Genomic DNA, 25,265 nt, shown 5'->3' with positions numbered 1-25,265 from the left:
ACTGATGCGTCTGCTAATTCCTCACAACCCCTCGCGACACCAGAAGAACCGCAAACCTCAGAATCAGCCCCTTATTCTATGCAGGATCTTAATGCTATTCAAAGAAGTTTTTTCTATAAAAATCGCCATAACCTAGATAACACATTATTCATTGATTACCATTTAGGCGAAACCCATAAGCTCCGTTTGCGCTACGCAATGGTAACCATGCTCATCTTTGAAGAGCCTATTTTAGAAGTGATTTTAGGCGATTCTGTAGGCTTTAGCACTAAAGTGTTGGGCACAGATGCACACCAAAATAGCAATGTGTTATTGATCAAGCCCCTACAAATTGGTGTCGATTCTAATTTGAGTGTGATTGGCAAGAGTGGCAAGATTTACGCCTTCTACATTTTTTCAACCACCTTTACCAGCTCAAAACACCCCACGCTAAGCGTCTATGTCTCACAACGCCATTTTTTCACAGAGAAAGAACAACAACCCCTAGCCCTTTTAGAAACAGAGCTTCAAGAAACCCAGCCTAGCTACCAAGCCCAAGACGATGCGCACTACTTGAAGATTGGGGACGCAACCAATGCCATGTTTATAGAAAAAAACAAAATTCAAAGGGGCTATCGCCTTCTGCAAGCCAAAAAACGCGCATGGTTTTGTCTTTGGCTTTGCAAAGTCGCTTTCAAACGTAAAAATCCCATCGTTCCCTTAGACGTTTTCAATGATGCGCATTTCACTTATTTTAAGTTCAACCGCCAGCACTCACAGACGAAGTTTCCTGTAGTCTATAAAGTGATTGATGGTTATGATAATCCCGTCAATACGCGCGTTGTAGGGGATTATCTGATCGCTGAGGACATTGCAAATCAATGGACGCTGAGAGAAGGCAAACAGCATGCCTGTGTGCGTCGCACCAAACCATGAGAAAATGGGCGCGTAAAATCGCGCTATCCTTAGGCGCGATGGGAGGCATTATCGCGCTTTCTTTATGGGTACATCGCCCCGCCTTGCCATCCCCTACACCCGTTCCCCAACTAGAAGAGGTCAATTACCCCCTTGCAGATTATCTTTTTGAGCCTCCCAAAACTGCCCCCAAAGAACCCCCAACTACAACTTCAAATAACACCCCACTTCAGGAAAAACTAGAAGCCAACGCGCGCCACATAGAAGCTCTGCAAGCTGCTCTGCAGCAAACCAAGAAAAGGCCCTCACCACCCCCAAAACCTGACTCTTCCCTAGAACGAGAACTAGAGCAGGATAGATTGGACATGCTAGCGATGCGTATCCAAGCCTTTGAAACATCAAATTCTTTAGAAGTTCCAGAGGAGACGCAGGCGTTGGAAATAGATTATGGCTCTAAGGGATTTGAGAATCTTAAAGCTAAGGACATCGCCACCCATGAGAACAAGCTTTCGCGCACCTTAACTGCAGATAAGATGATTCCTGCCTTCCTCATCACTCCTATTAGCTCGCAACTCGCTGGTAAGATTATTGCTCAAGTAGAAAGCGATATCTTTGCCAACATGGGTAGGGCTGTGCTGATCCCTAAGGGCTCTAAGGTGATTGGTTACTATAACAATAATAATAAGATTGGAGATTATCGTTTAGACATCATTTGGACGCGTATCATCACTCCGCATGGGGTAAATATCATGCTCACTAACGCCAAAGGAGCAGATGTCAAGGGTTATAGCGGGCTGGTGGGGGAAGTGATCACGCATAATTTCCAACGCTATGGCATGCCCTTACTGGTTTCAACTCTGTCTAATGGCTTGCTCATCGCGCTCACCTCAGCAATCGCCAACAAAACCGGCAAAAACAATCTCTTCGGAGATTTTCTATTAATGCAGTTGACGCGCCAAACGGGCATGGGCTTAAACCAAATCATCGCTCAAATTCTCAAAGATAAAAGCAAGCTCAATCCTATCATCACTATCAAAGAAGGGAGTCGTGTTTTCATCTCACCTAATTTAGATATTTTTTTCCCTATTCCTAAAGAGGGTGAAGTGATGGCGGAGTTTTTCCAACATTAATTGGCTATAATAATCCCGTTTTTTAACTGATTTTGAAGGAAGCGTGATGAAGGTGTATTTTTTTGCTACCTGCTTGGGCGGGGGACTCTACAGCAATACGATTCTTAACTGCGTTAAACTCTTACGCAAGGAGGGCGTGGAGGTGATCTTTAAAAAAGATCAGACTTGCTGTGGACAACCTAGCTACAATTCGGGTTATTACGATCAAACCCGTCAGGTAGTGTTGCACAATATTAGACTATTTGAGCAGGATCATCCCATCATTGTACCTAGTGGGTCATGCATGGGCATGATGGCGCATGACTTTTTAGAACTCTTTGAGGGGCATTCGGAACTCGAAGAAGTTAAGCACTTCTGTGCGCGGGTTTTTGAACTCTCAGAATTTTTAGACAAACATTTGGGCGTGCATTATGAAGACAAGGGCGCGCCTACTAAAATCACTTGGCATTCTAATTGCCATGCCTTACGGGTTTCTAAAGTGATCCAGAATGCAAAAAATTTGATCGCCCAACTTTCCAATGTGGAACTTATCCCCTTAGAGCGCGAAGAGGAATGTTGTGGGTTTGGGGGAACTTTCTGTGTTAAAGAGCCGGAGATTTCCCATGCGATGGTGGAAGAGAAAATTAAAGACATCGAAAGTCGTCAAGTAGATTATCTAATCTCAGCTGATGCGGGGTGTTTACTCAATATCAGCACTGCGATGACGAAGAGACAAAGCTCCACTAAGACCATGCATTTTTACGATTTTCTAGCTCAAAGAGTAGGAGTCTAAATGCTGCATAATACCCATGATTACCAAGAGGTTATCACCGAAAAATTAGGTGATGCACAATTGCGTACCAACTTACGCTCCGCAATGGACACTTTGATCCATAACCGCAAAAAACTTATCGAAAGTCGTTACCCTGAGTGGGAAGAACTCAGAGAACTGGGTAAAAATGCTAAGTTAAAAGTGCTTTCCAAATTGGATCACTACTTAGAGACCTTTGAGCATAAGGCGCGTGAGAATGGCTTCATCGTACACTACGCTAGTAGTGCATATGATGCCAATGAAATCATCTATAACCTCGCTAAGGAACGGGGTGTAGAGCGCATCTTAAAGGGTAAGTCTATGGCTAGCGAAGAGATCGAGCTCAACCGCTTTTTGGAAGAAAAGGGTATCGTAGCTAAGGAAACTGATTTGGGTGAACTCATTATCCAGCTGATTCACGAGCACCCCGTACACATTGTTGTACCCGCCATCCATAAGAACCGCCACCAAGTTGGCGAGATTTTCCAAAAGAAACTAGGTGCGCCCTTAGAGAGCGAACCTGAAAAACTCAACGCTATTGCTAGAAAGCACATGCGTACGGAATTTGAAAGCTTTAAGATGGGTATTTCAGGGGTAAATTTTGCGATCGCAGATGAGGGGGCGTTGTGGCTGGTAGAAAACGAAGGCAATGGGCGCATGAGTACCACAGCCTGCGATATCCATGTGGCTATTTGTGGCATTGAAAAGATAGTAGAAAACTTTGAAGATGCCGCGATCCTTAATAACCTACTCTGCCCTAGTGCGGTGGGTGTGCCTATCACCTGTTATCAAAACATCATCACAGGACCTAGACAAAGCGGGGATTTGGACGGACCTAAAGAGGCGCATATTATTCTGCTTGATCATAACCGCTCTAATATCTTGGCTGATGAAAAATATTACCGCGCCCTAAGTTGTATCCGCTGTGGGACATGCCTAAATCACTGCCCGGTTTATGATAAGATTAGCGGGCACGGTTACTTAGCAACCTATCCTGGACCTATTGGTGTGGTGATCACTCCCCAACTCTTTGGACTGGATAATTATGGACCTATTGCTAATCTCTGCAGTCTGTGCGGGCGTTGTGGCGAAGTTTGCCCGGTAAAAATCCCTCTTCCTGAACTCATTAGAGATTTACGTGCAGAAAAAGTACACGAGGGGCGAGGGGTAGTGCGGGGCTATAAGGACACTAAACACAACAAGTTAGAGGAATTTTGCATGGACCTCTACACTAAGGCGGCATGTAATGGTCCGCTTTGGCGTTGGGGGTGGAAAGTTGCACATTTTTTTGCGCCTTTAGGTAAGTTTGTTGGGGCGTATGTGCCTGTGCTAAAAGTTTGGATGCGCTATAGAGACATGCCTGTTGTAGATGCAAGCTTGCACAGCCAGCTTAAAAACATGCAGGGGGTGGTTTATGAGTAAACAAATTGTCCTAGAGCGTATCCAAAATGCGCTCAAGAAACACCCCATTACGCATCAAGAAGGGCATTTTAAAAATATCATCTTGGACGAGAAAGACAATTTGCTAGAAGAGTACATGCATTTCCAAGAACTTAACCGCGCAGAGGTAGTGCTCTCTTCTTTGGAAAACTTGAGCCAAAGTGTACAAGAAGCTCTAGAATCGATGCAGAGCCAAAAGGTTTTACATGCTATGGATTTGCCTGTAGATATGGAAACTTTGAGCGGGGAGTTTACAAAAATTCCCTATGACAAAGAGATCGAAGCGTTTCGTAGTGAACTCTTTGACATTGACACTTCCATTGTCAAAGCAGCATGCGGGGTGGCTAATTTAGGAATTGTGGGGGTAGTTTCTTCTAAGCAAAGCCCTAGACTCACCTCGCTCATCACTCTCAAATGCATTATTCTATTAGAAAAAGAGGCGATCGTGCGCGATTTGGCGCAAGGATTAGCCATCCTAAAATCTCAAAATGCAAATAGGCTACCTACCAACATGCTTTTTATTGGCGGACCTAGTCGTACTGCTGATATTGAGCTTAAAACCGTCTTTGGCGTACATGGACCGATGGTCGTGCGTGTGATCCTATATTGAAAGGAAAATAATGCGTTTAGAATCTAACACTCCCGCTCCTGCCTTTACCTTATGTAATGCACATCATAAAAGCGTGAGTCTGAAGGACTTTTTAGGTAAAAGTGTGGTGCTTTATTTTTACCCTAAGGACAACACTCCCGGTTGCACCATCGAAGTGCAGGATTTTACAAAACTCAAGGCAGAATTTGAGGCTAAGGGCGCGGTGATCTTAGGTGTAAGTCCTGATGACACACAAAGTCATTGCCATTTTATTGAAAGCGAACAATTAGGTATTGAACTCTTGAGCGATCCGGATTGCAAGGTAGCTAAAACCTATGGAGCTTATGGAGAAAAAAATCTCTATGGCAAGACGAGTGTTGGAATTATTCGCTCTACTTTTGTGATCGACAAAGAGGGCAAGATCATCCACGCACTTTACAATGTCAAGGCTAAAGGGCATGCGCAAAAAGTGTTAGGCTTGCTTTAGGGGACCAAGTCCAAATGGGGGAAATATAAAGCTGTCCTTGTGGCTTTTTGTGGTTTCTTCACCAGGATTAGCCAACCGCGCCGTAAAGTCCCTAGCTTCAGTTATGGGGAATGTGTCAACCGATTTTGTGGTTCTCTCTGATGGAAGTGTTTCAGTCTATGGTCAGCACCATGCCTTGTGGGGTGTGGACAAGACCATGACATAACTCATCAAATGAGCATAAAAGCCTTTTCTCACCTATTTTTAAGCCTCTCCGGCAGAAATCCCACTCGTCTTTAGCGGGTGGGATGAATGCCACTTATCCCTGATTTTCTATATATCTTTTGATGGTTTCTGGGTTAGCCTCTCCTATGGAGCAAGCAAAAAATCCATCTGTCCAAAAATTTTTCCAAAAATGTTTGCGTAAGAACGGGATAAATCTTTCTTCTCTCCAAACTTTATAAGTAGTGATCTGTTTGATCCGCAAGATAATGGAGCTGATAGACACTCTAGGGATATACTAAATCATCAAAGCAGATGGTCTTTGTCGGTTTCCATTGCCATGATGGTAAAATCTGAGCTTTCCTCTATCTCTTCAACCACAGACTTTATAAAAATAGCCACATCTCCTACGAGCAACTTTTTTCTGTATTTACACACTAAAATCAAATGGGCTTTTAGATTATGTTTGCCCCTGCTTGTGGATAAATAACCCCTAAGTTTGTAAGAGTTTTCTTTCATGGTTCTATGCCCCAAAAATATTTTATAAAATTATGTTACAATGATGTAAAATAGTTAAGGCGTAAGAAATTGCTTAAAGCAATGAAGTTTAGGATTTACCCTAGTGTTGAGCAAAAAACCTTGATACACAAGCACTTTGGCTGTGCTAGGGTGGTCTATAACTACTTTTTAGAATACCGCCAAAAGCAATACGCACAGGGCATTAGAGAAAATTACTTCAGCATGCAAAAGGTGCTCACCACCCTTAAAAAGCAAGAGGCTTACGCTTACCTAAGTGAATGCAACTCTCAAAGCTTGCAGATGGCACTAAGACAGCTGACAACAGCCTTCGATCGATTTTTCTCTAAGCTGGCAGATTATCCTAGATTCAAATCTAAAAAGTATGCCAAGCAATCTTTCTGTGTCCCGCAACACTTAGAAATAGATTTAGACAAGAAGCAATTCAAGCTACCCAAGTTCAAAGAAGCTATTAAAGCCAAGTTTCATAGGCATTTGCCTATGGGCTCTGTCATCAAACAAGGTTTCATCTCTTGTGTAGCAGACAAGTATTATCTTTCTGTGAGCTATGAGGATCATAAATCTAGACCTAAACCTACAACCATTAAAAAAGCTATAGGTTTAGATATGGGTTTAGAGTCCCTAGTCATAGCCAGCAATGGCGTGTTCTATCCCTATAAAAAGTTTTTTCAAAATCTACAAGCTAAACTCACTAAAGCACAAAGGAGGTTGTCTAAAAAACTCAAAGGTTCTAGCAATAGAAAAAAACAAGCAAAGAAAGTGGCACAAATCCACGCTTCTATTAGCAATAGCAGAGAGGACTACCTACATAAAATCAGTAGCGAGATAACCAATCAATATGATTTGATCGCAGTAGAAACCTTGAAAGTTAGGAATTTGATCAAAAACCACAAACTAGCTAAGAGTATTGCTAATGCCAGCTGGTCTAGGCTCATTAGTCTATTAGAATATAAGGCTGGTTGGAAGGGTAAAACCCTTATCAAAATTAACCAATACTTTCCTAGCTCTCAAATCTGCTCTATTTGTGGGAGCAACACGGGTAAAAAGCCACTGCACATTAGGAATTTTGTCTGCCCTTGTTGTCAAACATACCATCACAGAGACCTAAACGCCAGTATCAATATTAGAAATTATGCTTTGGGTATGCTAGATGAACGGCACGCTATCAAGGTAGATAAAACTAGGGTAGGAATGACCCGAAGTTACGCTTGTGGAGATTCCTCTAATGGGGCTGTAACCAAGTATGGCTACATACTGGATATAGCTAGTTATGAATCGTTGAAGCAAGAAGCCCACCCGCTTCAGCGGGTGGGTGATTCACCTACTCTAAAAAGTCGCTATAATTCCTCTATCTTAACAAAGGATCACCATGATCACCCCCAAGACCTTGAGTGGCTTTAAGGACAGACTACCTAAAGAAGCGATGGCTAAGGGCGCGGTGCTAGACAAGTTGGCAAGCGTCTTTAGAAGTTTTGGCTTTGTGCCCATTGAAACCCCCCATTTAGAATATGCCTCCATTCTCACCCAAGAAGCGGGCGAAATTCAAAAAGAAATCTATCGCTTTAAAGACCATGGCAAGCGCGAGGTGGGTTTGCGCTTTGATCAAACTCTGCCCCTAGCGCGTTTTGTTGCTCAACACCACCACACCTTAGGGTTACCCTTCAAGCGTTATGCAATTGGGAATGTTTTTAGGGGCGAGCGTTCACAACGGGGGCGTTACCGCGAATTTACCCAATGCGACTTCGATTTCATTGGAAGTGCGAGCTTGCTCTGCGATAGTGAGATTATTCAGGTGATCATTGCTAGCCTCAAAGCTTTAGACTTAGAAGAATTTAGCGTATGGATTAACCACCGCAAAATCCTGAATGGACTCTGTAGGCATTTTGGAGTGCACACTGAGGAGAGTATCCATGCGCTTTTGCGAGTGGTGGATAAGCTGAGCAAAATTGGGCAGGAAGGTGTGCTTTTGGAGCTTAAAACCCTTTTTCCTAGTTTAGACTTTGAAGATTTTTTGCACATTATTAATACCAAGCAAAATGGCGATCCGCTTGAATTTTTCAAAAGTGTCGCACATTTAAAAACCTATAACGACACTCTCAAGGAGGGTTTAGAAGAGCTCGAACATCTGTTTGATCTCTTGCTCTCCTTAGAGATTAATCCCGAACATTTTAAAGTAGATTTTTCCATCGCTAGGGGGCTTGGATACTATACAGGAGTTGTCTATGAGACTACGCTCAATTCCCTTGCTACTTTGGGGAGCGTATGTTCAGGAGGGCGTTATGATAATCTCTCCAAAAGCTTTAGTACTCAAAACTTTCCGGGTGTAGGCGCGTCTATAGGGTTGGATAGACTTTTAGTGGGATTAGAAGAGCTCGAACTTGTAGAGAGCAAGTCCACTAGTGCACGGGTTTTAGTGGTGTGTATGGATGCACAACACTTTACCTATGCCTCTCAAATCGCCCAAAAGTTCCGTCAAAGTGATGTCAATACTGAGCTTTACCCCGAAATTGAAAAACTCAAAAAACCCTTTAGTTACGCTAACCATAAGGGGCATGAGTTTGTAGTGGTGCTAGGTGAAGAAGAGGTGCGCACACGGAGTTTGACGCTCAAAAACATGACTACGGGGGTGCAGGTCAACAATTTGAGCTTTTTAAAAGCCTTAGCGATGGTCAGTGAATGAAGCGCTATAATGTTGCCCTTGTGGGGGCAAGTGGGGCTGTGGGCGCGCAAATTATCGAACTTCTAGAAAAATGGAATTTTCCTATAGAGCGCTTTGTACCCTTAGCCAGTAAGAGAAGTGCGAACACGCCCCTTAGTGCCTTTGGGCGTACTCACTACATTTTAGAGACCACCCATGATATCTTTGCTCAGGAGAAGGTGGATATCGCTTTTTTCAGTGCAGGAGGAAAAGTGAGTGCAGAGTTTGCGCCTAGCGCGGCGCGTGCTGGGGCATTGGTCATTGATAACACTAGCTTTTTTCGTCTAGAGAAAGACATTCCCTTAGTAGTGCCCGAAGTCAATGCTGATGATCTACAGGTCTGCCCTAGAAACATCATTGCTAACCCTAACTGCTCGACAATTCAAATGGTGCAGGTCTTGCACCCTTTACACCAAGCTTTAGAGATTACGCGTGTCGATGTGAGTACTTATCAAGCCGTAAGTGGAGCGGGAAATAGGGGCATGTCGGAGTTGCAAGCTCAAATGCAAGGCGATCAAACTTGTAATGTTTTCCCTTACCCCATCGCGCTCAATGTGATCCCCCAAATTGACATATTTCTGCCCTCAGGCTACACTAAAGAGGAGATGAAAATGGTGCAAGAGACTCACAAGATCATGCATGCCAATTTTTCCATCTCAGCTACCTGTGTGCGCGTGCCTGTGCTTAGAAGTCATAGCGAAAGTTTAAGTGTACATTTTGCACGCCCCACGAGTGCGCAAGAGGTTAGAGAAATCTTAGAAAATGCGTCTAATGTGGTTGTACAAGATGACCCTGCACAGGCACTATACCCTATGCCTATTCATGCTAGCCATACCGATCAAAGTTTTGTAGGGCGCATCCGCTCCGACCTCTTTGATTCTAGTGTTGTGCATTTGTGGTGTGTGGCTGATCAACTCAGAGTTGGAGCAGCCACTAATGCGCTCAAGATTGCACTTAAATATCTAAAGCTCTAGGAACCTTCGCGCTGGATTTCTTTTAGGGTTTCTAATACCCTAGAAAAGTCAGGTTTCACAATGCCATGCTCTTTGAGATAGGCATCGTCCAGCTTTTTCCAAATAAAGGTCTTACCAAAGAAACCACGCCGATCGAAACTAGGCAGAAATTTTAAATCCCCGTTTTTCTTTTGGCGTACTTGCACATAATAGGTGCGTCCATCGTAAAAATTATAGGCTCTGCCATTTTTGTAAGTATCATCATTGACATGGGTCAAATCGTACAAAAACACCACTCCCTTATCACTGCGATCACGCAAAGCCGGATCTTTATTGTAGATGTCCTTTTTAGCTTGAGAACCATCAACATTGGCAATTCCATAAGCGTAGTATTTTCCCTCATATTTAAAAAATTCCACATACGAACTTTTCATGTAGAGAAAAGATTGGGTTTGATACACACCTTCTAGAGCATTAGCCCCAAGCACCTCACACGCCAACCCAAACACGATCCAAAAATACTTCATTGGCGCACTCTCATAATTTCAATTTGATCAATTCCTGTGGCACTTTAACCACAACTTTACGCACTATTTGCGCATGATGAGAGCGCGTAGTGTGCGCATCGTAGTCTAGGAATATTCCAAGCATGCCTGCATGCATGCACACCTCAGAGAGATTAGGATCATCTGCGTAGGTTTCTTGATCCTGTTTAGCATCATAGGGGTTTTGCACGCGTAAATCCCCTCGATCACCAAAAACTACTAGCTCACTCCCTTGCACCACTAGCAAAAAGTCAAGATACTTGCGGTGTGTTTCTAGCACTCCTTCTGTGGGACGATAGACAATTGTCATTGCATGCATACCATGATCTAATTCATGCCTTACAGAGCCTATCTCTTGTTGTATGAGATTCTGGTGATGAATATGAGTCTTTTCTAACAAACTTTGCAAATATGTGTACAAAAACTCTAGCTCCAAAGTCTTCCTAAAAAGAGATTCAAGAGAAGTTAATTTACCAAAAATTGCCATATTTCCTCCAAAAATAAGAAAGTGAATATAGCAACAAAATCCTAATGATTTTTAAAGTTTATTATTATCCTATCAACTTGCGCCATAAAGCCCCTAGCTTTAGCTATGGGGAGTATGTCCCTAGATTTAAATCTATTCAAATTCTAAAAAGTATGCCAAGCAGTCTTTCTGTGTCCCATAACACTTAGAAATAGGTTTAGGTTTAGATAATAAGCAATTCAAGCTACCCAAGTTCAAAGAGCCAGTCAAAGCTAAGTTTCATAGGCATTTGCCTATACATCAAGCAGGGGTTTATCTCTTGTGTAGCGGATAAATGCTACTTCTTGTGAGTTGCGAGGATCATAAACCAAGCAAGCGGAATGCTTGCCCCGCTCAAAAAACCATAGGTTTAGACATTGGTCTAAGCTTATTAGCCTATTAGAATGCAAGGCTAATTGGAAAGGCAAAACCTTACATCTGCTCGACTTGTGGGAGCAACACAGGTAAAAAGCCACTCCATAGAATTTTGTCTGCCCTTGTTGCAAAACACGCCGCCACAGCAGACTAACGCCAGTATCAATATTAGAACCCATGCTTTGTGAATGTTAGATAAACGGCATGCCATCAAGGAAAACGCGATGCATTTTTTTGGGCAGGGATGACCCAAAGTTACGCATGGCTTCATTCTGAAGCTTGCAAGCGGGTTTTAAGTATTCTGTTTAATCCAGCTCGCCAGCAAATGCGGCGCATTTGTAGCGGTGGGTGATTCACCTCATAAAATACTTTCAAGCAAAGTTAAGCGATTTTCACCATAATATTACCTTTAAGTGGTAGAATGCCATTTTTTAAAGGCAGTTTTTATGGAGCGTCGTGTTCAAGTTTCTAATGAAGCAAAATTACCTACTAAGTTCGGGGAATTTCGCATTCAATCTTTTAGGGAGACTAAAGGGGAGCAGAGTTTTGATCATCTCGTGGTATTTACCTCGCATCTATCTGCCACTCCTTTGGTGCGCCTGCATTCAGAATGCTTAACCGGCGATGTCTTTGGGTCGCAAAAATGCGATTGCGGGGGGGAGCTAGAGTTGGCGTTACAAAGGATCGATGCGAGTGCACAGACACAGGGGGGCATGCTCATTTACTTGCGTCAAGAGGGGCGGGGCATCGGGTTATTTAACAAGATCAATGCCTACGCCCTGCAAGATCAAGGCTATGATACTATTGAGGCTAATCGCGCTATTGGTTTTAAGGATGACGAGCGCGATTACGATATTGTTAAAGATATTTTAGAGCACTATGGCATCAAGCATATCCACCTGCTCACTAACAATCCCCAAAAGGTGCAGGCTTTGAGCGCTTTTGTTAAAGTGGAACGCTGTAGTATCATTGTGCCTAGCAATTGCCACAACCAGCAGTATTTGGAAACCAAAAAAAATAGAATGGGGCATTTACTCTAATGATCAGTGTAGAATTTTTAGGACCTATCTCAGAAGAGAGCATGCAACTTGACATTAGCGATCTGAGCGCGTTAAAGACTATTTTAGCGCAAAAAGAGAGCTTGAAATCTTGGCTACCCTTGAGCGCGATTGCGATCAATGGTGTTCTAGTGGACAATATCCACACACCTCTAAAGCATGGAGATCGGGTGGTGCTGATGCCTCCGGTGTGTGGGGGGTAGTTTGCTAGAGGTCGTTGAGGGCGCGCTGGACACGGCTAGATTTTACACCCAATGGGAACGCGAGTGCGTGGCGCATAATTGCGGGGCGTTCTGTGTTTTTACCGGCGTGGTGCGCGCTCAAGAATCAGAATTTGAAGGCTTGAGTTTTGATGTGCACATGCCCTTATTGCAGGCATGGTTTCAAGATTGGCAAACAAAGGCGCAAGCGCGCGGTGTGGTGCTCAAAATGGCACACTCTAGGGGTGATGTACTCGTATCGCAGAGCTCTTACATGGTGGGGCTGATGTCTGAGCACCGCCAAGCCCCCCTAGAGCTGTATGGCGCGTTCATTGAGGATTTTAAGCACAACGCCCCCATTTGGAAGTATTATCTGCAAAACAAGCAGAGGGTGTATGCCAAAGATCAAAGCCACCCTTTGAAGGGTAGCGGTTTATTGGCGTGAAAGGGACGCATGGAATGTATTAAGATCGGCATTGTTGTGACCAGCGATCGCGCTTCTTCGGGGGTGTATGCGGATTTGGGCGGGCCGGCGATTAAAGAGGTTTTAGGGCGTTATATTTGCAACCCCTTAGAATTTGAATACGCCTTGATCGCTGACGATCAAGAGAGTATTGTACAAACACTCATAGACTTAAGCGATGCCAAAGGTTGCGATCTCATTGTTACCACAGGGGGTACGGGGCCAGCCCCTAGAGATGTAACCCCTGAGGCCACGCAAGCGGTGTGTTCTAAGATGTTGCCTGGCTTTGGGGAGCTGATGCGCATGGCTAGCTTGAAGTATGTACCCACGGCGATTCTCTCGCGTCAGAGCGCGGGCATTAGAGGCTCAAGTCTCATTGTCAATTTGCCCGGCAAACCCAAAAGCATTCAAGAATGCTTAGAAGTGGTTTTCCCTGCCATTCCCTATTGTATTGATTTGATTGGGGGGCGTTATATTGAAGGCAACCCGGAGCATATCCAAGTGTTCCGCCCTAAAAAATGACATTCAGCCATCTAGACGCACAAAACCAGCCCACCATGGTCGATGTGAGCGCTAAAGAATCTACCCATAGGGTGGCGATCGCCAGTGGCAAAATTCGCATGGGCGCACAGGCGTACCAAGCCATTTTAGACAACACGCTTAAAAAGGGTCCCGTGATTCAAACCGCTATCGTTGCTGCTATCATGGGGGCTAAACAGACGAGTACACTCATTCCCATGTGCCACCCGCTCAACTTAAGCGGAGTGCATGTACAGGTGCTAGAATGTCCTCAGGAGAGCGCGTTTTTGGTGCGCGTGCGCGTGCAGTGTCAAGGGCAAACAGGGGTAGAAATGGAAGCGCTCACAGGGGTGAGCGTGGGGCTTTTGACCATTTATGACATGGCTAAGAGCTTGGATAAAAGCATGGTGATGGGGGAGATTCAGCTAGAACAGAAAAGCGGGGGTAAGAGTGGGGATTATACAATTATGGCAAAGGAATAAAATGGTGTGGAAACGGCAATTAGTGAGTGTTGGGTTATGCGTGGTGCTTGCAGGGTGCGGTCCCCAAATCATTGTAACAAATGAAGTGCCCCTGCGCCTAGCTTATCAAACCAGTGCACACCAAGCTCCCGCAACTAATAAAGAAATTATATTGCTGAAGCCTACGCTTCAATACAGCGATAATATTGCTAAAGAGTACGAACTGAAGTTTAAGCAACAGCTTACATTCAAAATTCAAGATTTGCTTAAAAATCAAGGGTATAAAGTGGCGCTTGTAGATATGAGCGATAAAAGCGATCTCTCTTTTGCCCAAAGGCGCGATGGTTACTTGGCGCTTGAAATTAGTGGTGAAATTGTACTTAGACCCGATCCTAAAACTACGGAGCAAAAAAAATCTAGCCCCGGTCTCATCTTTTCTACAGGCATGGACGTTACAAAGGGAACGCTTTTAGCGATGGGTTATCTTAAAATCGTGTTTGTAGAGCCCCTGAGCGGAGAATCCATCGATTCTTTCATGGTGGATTTGAGCGAGATTGATGTTAAAGAGCCTTTTGTCAAATCCAGCAAGTCTGAACACACGGGTGGGTTGTTTAGTTCCATGTATAAGGGCAAAGATAACTCTAATGATGCGGTTAAAAAGGCCCTTAACACTATCTTTAAAGCCCTAATGCAACGCATAGATTCCAAAATTACCCAAGAGAGAATCAAAACTTATAGTAAAGATATTACAGAATTAAAAGCACGCAAACCCGATTAATAATGGCGCATTCTCGCTTATCTTTAAGCCAACAGCTTTTGTGTGTTGTGCTAAAAGCCTTATTCTTTAGTCTGTTTTTCACTGCATTTTTTGTCTGCCTGCGATTGGGTTTTATTGCCTATACAGGGGTTTATAAAGACGCGCTAAACCAGCCTTTGAATACACTTTTAACCCCCATCTGGCAAGTGCTAGGCGATGGGATCAAATACGATAACCGCGTTGTTGCTATTTTTGGCTTGCTATTTTTGCTTCTAGGACTCATCACGCCTAATCGCTTACGTAGCAGGGTACTTTTCTTTTACATCGTGTTTAGCATCGCGCTTTGTTTGTTTCTGCAAATCGCCAACATAACCTATTACAGCATTTATGGGAATGTTTTTGATGCAAACTTACTAGATGTTGTTACAGAAGATCCCAAAACACTTTTGGGTATGGCTGTAACCGGCGAGTATTTTATCGGCACAAAAATCTTAATTTGGTTTGTTTTGAGCGCTTTATGTGTTTTTCTCTACCTTAGGGTTGCACACTTGACAACACGTTTACATGATGCCTTAAAGACTCTCCCTTTTAGCTTATATTGGGGGGTGCCTTTCTTTAGCTTAGCATTGTTTATGCTAGTATCCATAAACTCGCGCTTAGCTCTTACTGGGGTATCTTTGGATTTTGTGGTGCAACCAGCCGAAAACGTTTTTTTAAGAAAAATTACTCCGGGGACATTCCGTAACCTCTATCTTGTTTTTAGGGGCTATAGTAAAAGAAAAAAGAGTAGTTTTGCCAACTTTAGCTCTAAACCGCTTTTAGAAGCCACCATGGCGTACTTCAATCTCCCCAAAGACACGCGCTTCCCCCTGGACTTGAGAAAGTTATTGCAGCACCAAAGCACCAATTCCCTAGAACCTAAGATCACCCATGTGTTTTACATTGTCTCAGAATCGCTCTCCAGTTGGCATTTTGATCCCAAATTCGATTCCATCCACCTTGTGAGCGCCTTGAAGAGCTTGGACGATCAAAAGCATGGTTTTATCTTTCCTCTATTCCTAGAAAACGCACGCCGTACGGTTAAAAGTCTAGATGTGCAGATCACCGGGCTTTTTAACATTAACGACACCAATTTTGTCAATATGGGCGTGAAGATTCCCAGTCTCCCTACAGCGATTGGCAACCAAATGAAAGGACTAGGGTTTCACAATCTCTTTTACTATGGGGGGAGTGGGATTTGGAATCGTTTGGATAGTTTTACCAAAACTCAGGGTTTTGATGGCTTGATCTTTAACACCCATTTGCTAGAATTTGCCCGCCAAAAGCTAGCCACAAACCCTAAAGCCTACCCACAACCCTTAGAGAGCAATTGGGGCGTGCATGACAATATTCTCTTTGATTACATTTTGCAAACCACACCCCCCGATCGCAAAACCTTTAGCATGGTGATGACTTTGAGCAACCACACCACTAGAAATGTGAATTTAAAAGCCTTTGGCGTGCCTTTGGAGCAAATCCAAGCCCTTGTGGATCGCACCCCTGCTTCTACCAATCTCCCCGATGCGAATTTTCTAGGGCATGTCTATTGGTATGACAAAATTTTAGTGGACTTCATCAAAAAAGCGCGCGCCAAATTCCCTAACTCCCTTTTCATCATCACCGGGGATCATTTTGATCGCAGTTTTGATTACGCCAAAGACGATTTTTACATGACAAAAAGCGTGCCCCTGATTGTCTATGCCCCCTCTTTAGAGCCCAAACGGATTCGCTGTATCGGGGCGCATATAGACATCGCCCCCACGATTGTAGAATTGATCGCCCCTAAGGGCTATGCGTATGCGAGCTTTGGCAGCCCCCTCTTTAGCAACGCCAATATTCCTTCAAGTTGTGTGCGCGATCACGCGCTGGGTTTTGATGTGGTGGGGGCTAAGGGGGTGGATGGAGTGGATTTTGTCTATGGAGGCGGGGGAGCCAAGGGGTTGCGCTATGTGCAAAACCACCAATGGATCGAACACCCCCCCAACCTCCAAGATTTAGAGCTTGCTAAAGCACTCATGGAAAAAGAGAAAATCGCCAATGGACTAAGCTGGTATTATCTCTTCAAAGGTCCTATCTTAAAGTCCCCTTTAACGCCTCATAAATAATTGCTCAAACTCATTTGGTTGATCTTGCTGCTAGAGGAGAGCACCGCATCATAATTGTTGCGCAACTGAGAGAACTTATTGTAAGTCTCTGCGATGTCTGTACCCACGGTGTCGCCCCGAATGGCTTGTACTTGGGATTTGAGTACTTCATTGCGTCTTAACATATGTGCAAAACTGCGCCCATGCGCTCCATTAGCTGCGATCACCTTTTCAATGTGATCGCTCAAGTGATCCACCAATGCAATATTGTTTTGAATCCCCAAGTTGCGCATCTGTTCGCTGTAATTATCCTGTAGCGCATCGGGGCGATAAATCCCCCTGCGCACCGAGTCGATCACCCCGTCTAATTGTTTGAAAAAATTGATATGGGGCTGATCGATGGTGAGGGCGTTGTTGGCGTTCAAGCGGATGGAGGGCGCGTCTTTTTTCAAGACATCGGGAGAGAAATCATCAGAGTGGCTATCAAAAAACATGAACTGCATGGGGGTTTTGGAGTGGATTTTATCATGGATGACCACCTGTCCATTTTCATTTAAATTGACATCTACGCGCGTATCTGCTTGCTGGAGTAAGGCTAAAAACGCCTCTTTGCTCTCTTGGGAGGGCACATGCGCTTGGGCGCGCTCATAAACCTTGGTGTCTTGATTGCTGTAATTCATCGCTAAGGCGATCGCGTCCATTAACTGGCGATAGGTAACCTCATTGGGCTTGGTGAGAGCAGGGGGGTTTTGGTTGCGGTTATACAAGGGGATTTGATAGGGCGCGCCCCCTCCTTTATGGGGCAACTCTAAGAACGCCCCTTGATCCTGCAAGGACAAGCGCGCTTGCACCGGTACGCCATTGTGATCGCGTAATTTGAACACATAACTCTGCGCGCCAATTTGAGAACCCATCACCTCAGCAAGCTTAGTCGCCCCTGTAGCATAGTCCATGCTCTTGGGCACGACTTGAGAAACATTGCCCACAAGACGCGCGCCGGTGTGGGTGAAATAGGTTTTTTGATACTCGCTGGCGTAATCTGTGGGCAGGGCTTTGACCTCTTGCCCCTTAGCATCTAGTGTTCTCAAGCTCAAGCTCAAGCCATGAGGTCCATCAAAAGGGGGTGTTTTACTGTCGTGAGCGGTGTTTTTGACATTGTGATCGATGAGGCGCAATCTCCCATCTTCAGAAATCTCCACATCTAAATCCCCTTGAAAATGTTCTTTGATGGCGTTCATCACATCTTGCAAGGTGGAGTCCACGCTTAAGACAAGGGGTTCTAGGGGTGTGGTGTTGAGAGTACCATCCTGATGATTGGGGCGCGTACCGCTAATCTCTAAAGAGACAGCCTTAGGACCTAAGATCGCGCTAAGTTTGGTGTTTCTATTAGCCGGGGTGTTGTCTTGAGTGATGAACGCGCTAGAGAGATCCACAATGCGGTGATCGTAGGGGTTGTTGACTCCATGCAAGACAGAAAGTCCGCGATCGGTTAAAAAGGGGCTTTTGACATAGCTAGTGATGCGCGCATCACTAGCGCGGAGTTGGTTAAGATCATCTACATCTTTGTCGCTAGAGACCATGTGAAAATCAATGGTGGCGTTACCGGTGGTGAGGTCTTTAATCTCAATCTCTCCCCATGCGTTCAAGCTCACCTCCACCACTTTATTGCTAGAGGTGTTGCCATAGGCGCGCCCGATCTGTTCTAGCAAATCGGCAATGGTGGCCGCGTCCTCTTTTTTCGTGTAAGCTTTATCTAGGGCGAATTTGGCTTTAAAGGCGTTGCCATCAGGGCGCACCCCCTGCAAATAGAAATACTCCTTGGGATCGTTGCTAGGGTCGTCATCCGTATCGCCGATGAGATCGCGCAAGGTGTCGTTAGATTGTACAAAAACTTCTTGAGGTTCTGCGGTTTTGTTCAGCGCGTCCATGATGTCTGGGTGTAACTTGCTTTGGTTGAGCATGCGGATATTGGTGGTGATGCGTTTTTGTTTGTCCAAATCCTTGCCCAAGAACAAATTATGCCCCGTGATATTGTAGGGCACAAGATTGTTCGCGCTCACTAACGCGTTGAGGTCTTCATTATTGCCATAGTAATTGCCCGCGCTATCAAAGGGTCTACGATCGACCTTGCTCCCCCCAAAGAGGTATTCTCCTCCAATAGAAGTGTTTGCCACATTGATCATATGGGCTTTGAGTTTTTCTAAATCTAGGGCGATGGCTTGTCTAGAAGTGGTGGAGTGCACATCGCTAGCCGCTTGAATCAATTTGGTTTTAAACTGCTCCATGGTGGTGGAGAGCTCGCTTAACGCCTTGTCGGTGTTAAGAGTGGCTGTGTGGGCGCTGTTGGCAACATCAATGCCTTGATCAAGGGTGTTTTCTTCAAAGCCGTATTTGAGATTTTGGTTATTGACATTGCTGTCCTGATAGCCATGTTGAATCTTCAAACCCGAAGCGATCTTGGTATTAGCGGTGTTGAGCTTGTTTTGTAAAGTATTTTGGTAATAATTCATTTGGTTATAGCGACCGCTATCACTGATACGCATAGGATTCCCCTTACATGTAAACTTTTGTAATCATGCAAGATGTATACCATGTTGCGCAGTCTCATCTTTAAGCTTTTATGTGTTAGAGTAAGGCCTAATTTTTTCTCAGGATTTTAGTATGTACGCAGTGTTCAAAAATGGGGGTAGGCAATACAAGGTGCAAGAGGGCGATGTCGTTTTGCTGGATAAAATGGGTTTAGAACCCAAAGCGCGTGTAGAGTTAGACATGGTCTTAGCGGTGATCAAGGAGGGCACGCCTGTGTATGGAACGCCCTTTGTGCAGGGGGCTAAAATTGAGGCGGAAGTCATCAATGAAGGGCGGGGTAAGAAGGTGGTAATCTTTAAAAAGCGTCGCCGTAAAGATAGTAAAACTAAAAGAGGTTTTAGGCGCGATTTTACCCGTGTCAAAATTTCTAAAATTGTCGCATAAGGAGTAGAAATGGCGCACAAGAAAGGTCAGGGGAGTACCCAAAATAATCGCGATTCGGCCGGGAGGCGTTTAGGGGTTAAAAAATTCGGCTCGGAGTTCGTGCGCGCGGGCAATATTATCGTGCGCCAAAGGGGCACTAAGGTGCACCCGGGCAAGAATGTAGGCATGGGCAAGGATCACACTCTTTTTGCTTTGGTAGATGGTTTTGTATGTTTTGGCTACAAAGATAAGCAACGCAAGAAAGTGAGCGTACTAGAAGCGCAGAGCGGTTAATAGAACTGAAGAGGGGGAGAAGGAGTAGCGATGAGAAAGTGGCTCGCGGGCTTTTTGGGTCTGTGGTTGTTGTGGGGAAATTTAGGGGCAGAAGGTAAGTTTGGAGGGACTTTAATTTACGCGCGGGGTGCGGACGGCTCGAGCATGGACCCGGCGTTGGTAACGGACGGCGAGAGCTATGCGAGCACGAGCAACATTTATGAAACTTTAGTACGCTTTAGATACGGGACGACAGAGCTCGAACCCGCTCTAGCAAGTAGTTGGGAGATTTCTAAAGATGGCTTGGTTTACACTTTCCATCTGCGTAAAGGGGTTTATTTTCACACCACTAAGTATTGGAATAAAAAAGTCGAATTTACATCTAAAGATGTGCTCTTTTCTTTCAAACGCCAAATGGCCGGGGGTGATCCCTATTACAAGGGGCGTAGTTACATCTACTGGGAAAGCATGGCGATGTCCCATATTATCAAAAGTATAGAGGCACCGGACAGGTACACAATTAAAATCACGCTTAAAAAACCCGAAGCTCCTTTTTTAGCAAATTTAGGCATGGATTTCCTCTCGATCTTGAGTCAAGATTATGCGCAACATTTAGCTAGTCAGGGTAAACAGGATGAGCTCTCTAGGAAACCTATTGGCACAGGACCTTTTAAATTCTTGTTATGGCTTAAAGATGACAAGGTTATCTTGACTAGGAATCCTGATTATTGGGGGGCTAAAGCATACCTAGACAAGGTTGTTATCCGCGTGATCCCCAATCCCTCATCGCGGGCTTTGGCATTAGAAAAGGGGGAGGTATCCCTGATCAGCGCTCCAAATCGTAATGAGGTGCCGCATCTACAGAGTCTCCCCAATGTTGTTGTAGAGAAGGCTCCCTCTCTTATGACTGCATGGATCAGCCTTAATACTCAGAAAAAGCCTTTTGATAATCGTCTTGTGCGCCTAGCGCTCAACCATGCTGTTAATGCTGATGATTATATTAAAGTAGTTTACGGGGGTTACGCCCAAAAGGCTGTTAATCCATTACCTCCCGGCATGTGGGGTTACAATATCCATATTAAACCTTATGCCTATGATCTTGCTAAGGCAAAACAACTTTTAAAACAAGCTGGTTATCCTAATGGCTTTGAAACTACGCTTTATACTGCTGCCAAACATAATAAGAAAGGTTCGGAATTTATTCAGGCGCAACTTGCTAAGATAGGCATCAAAGTTAAAATTGAGTTCTTTGAATGGGGGGCTTACTTAAAGAAGACTGCTATGGGCGAGCACATGATGGCCTTTAGTGGCTGGATGGCAGATACGGGCGATCCGGATAATTTCCTTTATATTTTGTGGAGTAAGCACGCTGCTTCTCAAATTCCTAGCCAAAATAGCTCTTTTTACAAAAGCGACGCGTATTCTGATCTAGTAACCCGTGCTAAAGAGATTACAGATCAGAAAGAACGCACCAAGCTTTATGAGCGCGCGCAGGTTATTTTCCATGAGGATGTTCCGTGGATCCCTCTAGCATATCCAGATGAAATTTTACCCCATTTGGTGAGTGTAAAAGGATTAAAAGTTACAGGAGTGCAGCTCAACCGCTTCTCTAGCGTGTACTTTGACAAATAATCTTGTAAAACGAGGGTTATTGTGCTGAGTTTCATTCTCAAGCGGGTTTTTTGGACGATCCCAACCCTATTTGGGGTGAGTATTATTGTCTTTGCTATGGTACACTTGGTGCCCGGTGATCCGGCTTTAGTAATTTTAGGCGAACACGCGAGCAAAGAATCTGTAGAAGCCTTACGCGAGCAAATGGGTTTAAACAAGCCTTTGCTAGAACAATACTTTTTATATATCAACCACATTTTTCATGGGGATTTTGGCAAGTCTTTGATGTCGGGTGAGCCGGTGATCAGCGAGTTTTTGCAACGCTTTCCGGCCACGATCGAGCTCTCCCTAAGTGCGCTTTGTCTTTCTATTATACTGGGGCTTTTTGCGGGTATTATAGCAGCAATCAAGCGTTATAGTTTCTTTGACTACACGAGCATGAGCGTGGCTTTAGCCGGGGTCTCCATGCCCGTTTTTTGGCTGGGTTTAATGCTTGTCTATGTCTTTAGCGTCAAGTTAGGGTGGTTTCCTTCCTATGGGCGTTTGAGCGATGAATTTTATCTAGATGGTCCCACCGGGTTTTACCTCATCGATAGCTTGTTAGCTCATGATTATGCTGCCTTTAAAGATGCGCTCAAACATTTGGTATTGCCCAGCATCGCACTAGCAACTATCCCTACTGCCATCATCGCGCGCATGACTAGAGCTAGTATGCTTGAAGTGAGCAAAGAAGATTATGTGCGCACTGCTAGAGCGAAGGGCTGTTCGCCCTTTAGAGTGGTGGTGATCCACACCCTGCGTAACGCGCTTATCCCTGTAACCACTCTTGTGGGCTTAATGCTGGCCGGCTTACTTGGAGGGAGCATTCTCACCGAAAACACCTTCGCATGGCCGGGGGTGGGCAAGTGGATGGTGAATGCGCTCAACCAAAGAGATTTCCCCATTATCCAATCTTCTAGTTTGATTGTAGCGGTGATCTTCATTGGGGCGAATTTAGTAGTAGATATTTTATACGCCTTTATCAATCCGCGCATAAGGCTCTCATGATGGAACGCTTCAAGGAATTTTGGGGGCAGTTTAAAAAGAACAAGGCGGCTGTGGTGGGGGCATGGATCGTACTTTTTTTGATCTTGTGCGCCTTGCTAGCCCCTGTGATCAGTCATCATGACCCCTATGTCCAAAACACCCAAGAGAGATTAGCCTTGCCCGCTTGGGAGCATGGAGGGAGCAGCAAACACCTCTTAGGTACAGATGATTTGGGACGCGATACTTTCACGCGCTTGCTCTATGGCGCGCGTATTTCTTTAACCATTGGCATTATCTCCATTGGGATCGCCGTGTCTTTTGGAATTGTCTTTGGGCTCTTGGCAGGCTATTTTGGGCGTAAAACAGACATGATTATCATGCGTGTAATGGATTTAATGCTCTCCTTGCCCTCGATCTTGCTCATCATCATCGTAGTGGCAATTTTGGGACCTTCTTTGTTCAACGCCATGTTGGCTATCGGGATAATGGGCATTCCCGGGTTTGCGCGCATTGTGCGCGCTTCCGTATTAGCTGAAAAAGAAAAAGAATATGTCATCGCCTCTAAGGTCAATGGATCGGGGCATTTGCGCTTGATGTTTAAAGTCATCTTCCCTAATTGTACTGTGCCCATTATCGTGCAAGCCACAATGGGCTTTGCTTCTGCCGTGCTAGAGGCGGCCGGTTTGAGCTTTTTGGGGCTGGGCGCACAACCCCCCACGCCCGAATGGGGCGCAATGCTCATGGATGCCATGCAACACATCACCACCGCCCCCTGGCTCATCATTTTCCCCGGGGGCATGATCTTCTTGACCGTGATGGGCTTTAACTTGCTAGGGGATGGGATCATGGACGCGCTCGATCCCAAACGCGCGCATTAAGGAGCTGTATGAATCAGACCTTGTTGAAAGTAAGCGACCTTAGGACTTATTTTTTTGCGGATAAGAATGTAAATAAAGCCGTAGACGGGGTGAGTTTTGAGCTCAAAAAATCCCAAACTCTGTGTATTGTCGGAGAAAGTGGGAGCGGGAAAAGCATCACCTCGCTCTCTATTCTAGGACTCATTGACAAGCCGGGCAGAATTGTGAGCGGGTGTATTGAATTTAACAAGCAGGATTTGCTGAAATTGTCTCAAAAGCAAATGCAAAAGGACATTCGGGGCAAGAAAATTAGCATGATTTTTCAAGAACCCATGACCAGCTTAAACCCCTCTTACACCATTGGGTTTCAAATCAGCGAAGCGCTCAAAATCCACCACCCTCATTTGAGTCGTAAAGAACGCTTTGAGCGCGCCCTAGCCGAATTAGAACGCGTGGGCATCCCCCATGCCAAAGAGCGTTACCACGATTACCCCTTTAAGCTGAGCGGAGGGCAACGCCAAAGAGTGATGATTGCCATGTCCATGGTGTGTGCCCCAGAGCTCTTGATCGCCGATGAGCCCACCACCGCCTTAGATGTGACTATTCAAGCCCAAATTTTAGAGCTCATGCAAGAATTGCAAGCCAGCAAGGGGACTTCTATTTTATTCATCACGCATGATTTGGGCGTGGTGGCGCAATTAGCCGATGCGGTGGTGGTGATGTATAAGGGGCATGTGGTGGAAAAAGCCAGCGCTAAAGAGCTTTTTAACAACCCGCGCCACCCTTACACCCAAGCCCTCTTAAACGCCATTCCCAAACCGGGCAAGCAACACCGCAAAAAACGCCTTCAAACCGTGGATGAGAATGTCAACTATTTAGAGTTTCCTAGGGAGATTCGATGATTTTAAGAGTCAATGATCTGCACAAGACCTACCGCATTTCTCAAGGACTTTTCAAGCCTTCCAAACTCATCCACGCGGTGAAAAATATCACCTTCAAGGTGCACCCCGGGGAGATTTTAAGCGTGGTGGGGGAGAGCGGGTGTGGAAAGAGCACCACCGCCAAATTATTAATGGGGATTGAGAGTCCCAGCGGAGGGGAGATTTTATTCAATGAAAAAAGCCTAGCCCAGTTTAGCAAAGCCGATTGGCAGGAATACCGCAAACATGTACAAATGATTTTTCAAGACCCCTATTCTAGCCTCAATCCTAGATGGCAGGTGGGCGATATTATTGCTGAACCTCTCTTGCTCAATACCAATCTTTCCAAACAAGAACGCCGGGAAAAAGTCTTAGAGATGATGGATTTTGTAGGGCTAAAATCAGAGTGGATTAGCCGCTACCCCCACCAATTCTCCGGAGGGCAACGCCAGCGCATCGGCATCGCGCGCGCGCTCATTATCCGCCCTAAGGTGGTGATCTGTGATGAACCCGTTTCGGCTTTAGATGTCTCCATTCAAGCCCAAGTGCTTAACTTGCTCTTGGACTTGCAGCAAGAAATGGGCTTGACTTATATTTTTATCAGCCATGATTTGGGTGTGGTGGAGCACATCAGCGATCGTATTTTAGTGATGTATCAGGGCGAGATTGTGGAGCGCGGGGATGTGGATAGCGTACTGAGTGCCCCTAAAGACCCCTACACCAAAAAGCTTTTAGACGCTGTACCCCATTTAGAAAAATCCATGCGACGCTTTTCTTAGCCCATGTTTGTAGATAGTGTAGAAATTACCATCGCCTCAGGCAAGGGAGGAGCGGGGGCGGTGAGTTTTAGGCGCGAAAAATTTGTGATCAAGGGCGGACCGGATGGGGGCGATGGGGGCGA

Annotated in this window: 25 protein-coding genes and 3 pseudogenes; 24 read left to right on the top strand and 4 right to left on the bottom strand. The window is 45.1% G+C overall.

Features of this window, described 5'->3' with window-relative positions:
* From C6G87_RS05680 to bcp, 6 genes are all read left to right on the top strand, one after another.
* Positions 1-915, top strand: a 915-nt coding sequence (locus tag C6G87_RS05680) for a TrbG/VirB9 family P-type conjugative transfer protein (protein ID WP_158653107.1), incomplete at its 5' end; no start/stop codon positions are given.
* On the top strand, positions 912-2,024 hold the full coding sequence (locus tag C6G87_RS05675) for a DNA type IV secretion system protein ComB10 (RefSeq protein WP_104752557.1): 1,113 nt from the start codon (positions 912-914) through the stop codon (positions 2,022-2,024). The genes C6G87_RS05680 and C6G87_RS05675, both read left to right, overlap by 4 nt.
* 46 nt (positions 2,025-2,070) lie before the next feature.
* Positions 2,071-2,796, top strand: coding sequence for a (Fe-S)-binding protein (locus C6G87_RS05670; protein ID WP_104752556.1), 726 nt, complete (start codon positions 2,071-2,073; stop codon positions 2,794-2,796).
* A complete protein-coding gene (locus C6G87_RS05665; protein ID WP_104752555.1) occupies positions 2,797-4,236 on the top strand; it encodes a LutB/LldF family L-lactate oxidation iron-sulfur protein in 1,440 nt (479 codons plus the stop codon).
* On the top strand, positions 4,229-4,864 hold the full coding sequence (locus tag C6G87_RS05660; RefSeq protein WP_104752554.1) for a LutC/YkgG family protein: 636 nt from the start codon (positions 4,229-4,231) through the stop codon (positions 4,862-4,864). The genes C6G87_RS05665 and C6G87_RS05660 overlap by 8 nt, the downstream gene beginning before the upstream one ends.
* 7 nt (positions 4,865-4,871) lie before the next feature.
* Entirely contained in the window at positions 4,872-5,330 is a 459-nt protein-coding gene (gene bcp, locus C6G87_RS05655) for a thioredoxin-dependent thiol peroxidase (RefSeq protein WP_382262547.1), read from the top strand.
* 298 nt (positions 5,331-5,628) lie between these two features.
* On the opposite strand, the pseudogene tnpA reads toward bcp, so the two are convergent.
* A pseudogene (tnpA, locus tag C6G87_RS05650) lies at positions 5,629-6,050 on the bottom strand (IS200/IS605 family transposase).
* Between the two features lie 69 nt (positions 6,051-6,119).
* Between tnpA and C6G87_RS05645 the strand changes: the two are divergent.
* The 3 genes and pseudogenes from C6G87_RS05645 to asd form a co-directional block, all read left to right on the top strand.
* Positions 6,120-7,358, top strand: a pseudogene (locus C6G87_RS05645) (RNA-guided endonuclease TnpB family protein); the annotation flags it as partial.
* A 79-nt stretch (positions 7,359-7,437) separates the two neighbouring features.
* The gene (hisS, locus tag C6G87_RS05640) at positions 7,438-8,748 is read left to right on the top strand and encodes a histidine--tRNA ligase (protein WP_104752552.1); all 1,311 of its coding nucleotides are present in this window, start codon (positions 7,438-7,440) and stop codon (positions 8,746-8,748) included.
* On the top strand, positions 8,745-9,740 hold the full coding sequence (gene asd / locus C6G87_RS05635) for an aspartate-semialdehyde dehydrogenase (RefSeq protein WP_104752551.1): 996 nt from the start codon (positions 8,745-8,747) through the stop codon (positions 9,738-9,740). The genes hisS and asd overlap by 4 nt, the downstream gene beginning before the upstream one ends.
* Here asd and C6G87_RS05630 read toward each other — a convergent pair.
* Both C6G87_RS05630 and C6G87_RS05625 read right to left on the bottom strand, forming a co-directional pair.
* Entirely contained in the window at positions 9,737-10,246 is a 510-nt protein-coding gene (locus C6G87_RS05630) for a DUF2147 domain-containing protein (protein WP_104752550.1), read from the bottom strand. The genes asd and C6G87_RS05630 overlap by 4 nt on opposite strands.
* Before the next feature lie 10 nt (positions 10,247-10,256).
* Positions 10,257-10,751, bottom strand: coding sequence for a YhcH/YjgK/YiaL family protein (locus C6G87_RS05625; RefSeq protein WP_104752549.1), 495 nt, complete (start codon positions 10,749-10,751; stop codon positions 10,257-10,259).
* Between the two features lie 839 nt (positions 10,752-11,590).
* On the opposite strand from C6G87_RS05625, the gene ribA reads away from it, so the two are divergent.
* Genes ribA through C6G87_RS05590 form a run of 7 tightly spaced genes read left to right on the top strand, consistent with a single transcriptional unit; the run spans position 11,591 to position 16,746 of the window.
* The gene (gene ribA / locus C6G87_RS05620; RefSeq protein ID WP_104752548.1) at positions 11,591-12,184 is read left to right on the top strand and encodes a GTP cyclohydrolase II; all 594 of its coding nucleotides are present in this window, start codon (positions 11,591-11,593) and stop codon (positions 12,182-12,184) included.
* Positions 12,184-12,405, top strand: coding sequence for a MoaD/ThiS family protein (locus C6G87_RS05615; protein WP_104752547.1), 222 nt, complete (start codon positions 12,184-12,186; stop codon positions 12,403-12,405). Before ribA ends, C6G87_RS05615 begins: the two co-directional genes overlap by 1 nt.
* Position 12,406: 1 nt before the next feature.
* A complete protein-coding gene (locus C6G87_RS05610) occupies positions 12,407-12,847 on the top strand; it encodes a molybdenum cofactor biosynthesis protein MoaE (RefSeq protein WP_104752559.1) in 441 nt (146 codons plus the stop codon).
* Between the two features lie 9 nt (positions 12,848-12,856).
* Entirely contained in the window at positions 12,857-13,387 is a 531-nt protein-coding gene (gene mog, locus C6G87_RS05605) for a molybdopterin adenylyltransferase (RefSeq protein ID WP_104752546.1), read from the top strand.
* The gene (gene moaC / locus C6G87_RS05600; protein ID WP_104752545.1) at positions 13,384-13,866 is read left to right on the top strand and encodes a cyclic pyranopterin monophosphate synthase MoaC; all 483 of its coding nucleotides are present in this window, start codon (positions 13,384-13,386) and stop codon (positions 13,864-13,866) included. Before mog ends, moaC begins: the two co-directional genes overlap by 4 nt.
* Position 13,867: 1 nt before the next feature.
* Positions 13,868-14,623 carry an HpaA family protein gene (locus C6G87_RS05595; RefSeq protein WP_104752544.1) on the top strand — a complete coding sequence of 252 codons (756 nt, stop codon included), beginning with the start codon at positions 13,868-13,870 and terminating at the stop codon, positions 14,621-14,623.
* 2 nt (positions 14,624-14,625) lie between these two features.
* On the top strand, positions 14,626-16,746 hold the full coding sequence (locus C6G87_RS05590) for an LTA synthase family protein (RefSeq protein WP_104752543.1): 2,121 nt from the start codon (positions 14,626-14,628) through the stop codon (positions 16,744-16,746).
* On the opposite strand, the gene flgL is transcribed toward C6G87_RS05590, so the two are convergent.
* Positions 16,737-19,268 carry a flagellar hook-associated protein FlgL gene (flgL, locus tag C6G87_RS05585; RefSeq protein WP_104752542.1) on the bottom strand — a complete coding sequence of 844 codons (2,532 nt, stop codon included), beginning with the start codon at positions 19,266-19,268 and terminating at the stop codon, positions 16,737-16,739. The two genes, C6G87_RS05590 and flgL, sit on opposite strands and share 10 nt — an antisense overlap.
* A 118-nt stretch (positions 19,269-19,386) precedes the next feature.
* On the opposite strand from flgL, the gene rplU reads away from it, so the two are divergent.
* The 8 genes and pseudogenes from rplU to C6G87_RS05545 form a co-directional block, all read left to right on the top strand.
* On the top strand, positions 19,387-19,698 hold the full coding sequence (gene rplU, locus C6G87_RS05580; RefSeq protein WP_104752541.1) for a 50S ribosomal protein L21: 312 nt from the start codon (positions 19,387-19,389) through the stop codon (positions 19,696-19,698).
* Between the two features lie 9 nt (positions 19,699-19,707).
* Positions 19,708-19,971, top strand: coding sequence for a 50S ribosomal protein L27 (gene rpmA, locus C6G87_RS05575; RefSeq protein WP_104752540.1), 264 nt, complete (start codon positions 19,708-19,710; stop codon positions 19,969-19,971).
* A gap of 30 nt (positions 19,972-20,001) precedes the next feature.
* A complete protein-coding gene (locus C6G87_RS05570) occupies positions 20,002-21,582 on the top strand; it encodes an ABC transporter substrate-binding protein (RefSeq protein ID WP_104752539.1) in 1,581 nt (526 codons plus the stop codon).
* Positions 21,583-21,603: 21 nt separating this feature from the next.
* Positions 21,604-22,608: an ABC transporter permease gene (locus C6G87_RS05565; RefSeq protein ID WP_104752538.1), complete on the top strand. Its 1,005-nt coding sequence runs from the start codon at positions 21,604-21,606 to the stop codon at positions 22,606-22,608.
* Positions 22,608-23,465: an ABC transporter permease gene (locus tag C6G87_RS05560; RefSeq protein ID WP_104752537.1), complete on the top strand. Its 858-nt coding sequence runs from the start codon at positions 22,608-22,610 to the stop codon at positions 23,463-23,465. The genes C6G87_RS05565 and C6G87_RS05560 overlap by 1 nt, the downstream gene beginning before the upstream one ends.
* Positions 23,466-23,473: 8 nt before the next feature.
* Positions 23,474-24,346, top strand: a complete 873-nt coding sequence (locus C6G87_RS05555; RefSeq protein ID WP_104752536.1) for an ABC transporter ATP-binding protein — start codon at positions 23,474-23,476, stop codon at positions 24,344-24,346.
* A complete protein-coding gene (locus C6G87_RS05550) occupies positions 24,343-25,143 on the top strand; it encodes an ABC transporter ATP-binding protein (RefSeq protein ID WP_104752535.1) in 801 nt (266 codons plus the stop codon). The genes C6G87_RS05555 and C6G87_RS05550 overlap by 4 nt, the downstream gene beginning before the upstream one ends.
* A 3-nt stretch (positions 25,144-25,146) precedes the next feature.
* Positions 25,147-25,265, top strand: a pseudogene (locus C6G87_RS05545) (GTPase ObgE); the annotation flags it as partial.

The sequence above is a fragment of the Helicobacter baculiformis genome (assembly GCF_900197685.1).
In the GTDB taxonomy this organism is placed as follows: domain Bacteria; phylum Campylobacterota; class Campylobacteria; order Campylobacterales; family Helicobacteraceae; genus Helicobacter; species Helicobacter baculiformis.
The sequence above is the reverse complement of the archived record's forward strand: the minus strand, read 5'-3'. Positions and strand labels throughout refer to the sequence as shown.

Bases quoted from the DNA above. Each gene is read 5' to 3' on its own strand.
- rpmA (WP_104752540.1), top strand. From the start codon at position 19,708: ATGGCGCACAAGAAAGGTCAGGGGAGTACCCAAAATAATCGCGATTCG.
- C6G87_RS05630 (WP_104752550.1), bottom strand. From the start codon at position 10,246: ATGAAGTATTTTTGGATCGTGTTTGGGTTGGCGTGTGAGGTGCTTGGG.
- C6G87_RS05665 (WP_104752555.1), top strand. From the start codon at position 2,797: ATGCTGCATAATACCCATGATTACCAAGAGGTTATCACCGAAAAATTA.
- C6G87_RS05550 (WP_104752535.1), top strand. From the start codon at position 24,343: ATGATTTTAAGAGTCAATGATCTGCACAAGACCTACCGCATTTCTCAA.
- moaC (WP_104752545.1), top strand. From the start codon at position 13,384: ATGACATTCAGCCATCTAGACGCACAAAACCAGCCCACCATGGTCGAT.
- C6G87_RS05675 (WP_104752557.1), top strand. From the start codon at position 912: ATGAGAAAATGGGCGCGTAAAATCGCGCTATCCTTAGGCGCGATGGGA.
- C6G87_RS05590 (WP_104752543.1), top strand. From the start codon at position 14,626: ATGGCGCATTCTCGCTTATCTTTAAGCCAACAGCTTTTGTGTGTTGTG.
- C6G87_RS05670 (WP_104752556.1), top strand. From the start codon at position 2,071: ATGAAGGTGTATTTTTTTGCTACCTGCTTGGGCGGGGGACTCTACAGC.
- ribA (WP_104752548.1), top strand. From the start codon at position 11,591: ATGGAGCGTCGTGTTCAAGTTTCTAATGAAGCAAAATTACCTACTAAG.
- C6G87_RS05560 (WP_104752537.1), top strand. From the start codon at position 22,608: ATGGAACGCTTCAAGGAATTTTGGGGGCAGTTTAAAAAGAACAAGGCG.
- C6G87_RS05555 (WP_104752536.1), top strand. From the start codon at position 23,474: ATGAATCAGACCTTGTTGAAAGTAAGCGACCTTAGGACTTATTTTTTT.
- C6G87_RS05595 (WP_104752544.1), top strand. From the start codon at position 13,868: ATGGTGTGGAAACGGCAATTAGTGAGTGTTGGGTTATGCGTGGTGCTT.
- C6G87_RS05615 (WP_104752547.1), top strand. From the start codon at position 12,184: ATGATCAGTGTAGAATTTTTAGGACCTATCTCAGAAGAGAGCATGCAA.
- flgL (WP_104752542.1), bottom strand. From the start codon at position 19,268: ATGCGTATCAGTGATAGCGGTCGCTATAACCAAATGAATTATTACCAA.
- mog (WP_104752546.1), top strand. From the start codon at position 12,857: ATGGAATGTATTAAGATCGGCATTGTTGTGACCAGCGATCGCGCTTCT.
- asd (WP_104752551.1), top strand. From the start codon at position 8,745: ATGAAGCGCTATAATGTTGCCCTTGTGGGGGCAAGTGGGGCTGTGGGC.
- C6G87_RS05625 (WP_104752549.1), bottom strand. From the start codon at position 10,751: ATGGCAATTTTTGGTAAATTAACTTCTCTTGAATCTCTTTTTAGGAAG.
- C6G87_RS05660 (WP_104752554.1), top strand. From the start codon at position 4,229: ATGAGTAAACAAATTGTCCTAGAGCGTATCCAAAATGCGCTCAAGAAA.
- hisS (WP_104752552.1), top strand. From the start codon at position 7,438: ATGATCACCCCCAAGACCTTGAGTGGCTTTAAGGACAGACTACCTAAA.
- rplU (WP_104752541.1), top strand. From the start codon at position 19,387: ATGTACGCAGTGTTCAAAAATGGGGGTAGGCAATACAAGGTGCAAGAG.
- C6G87_RS05570 (WP_104752539.1), top strand. From the start codon at position 20,002: ATGAGAAAGTGGCTCGCGGGCTTTTTGGGTCTGTGGTTGTTGTGGGGA.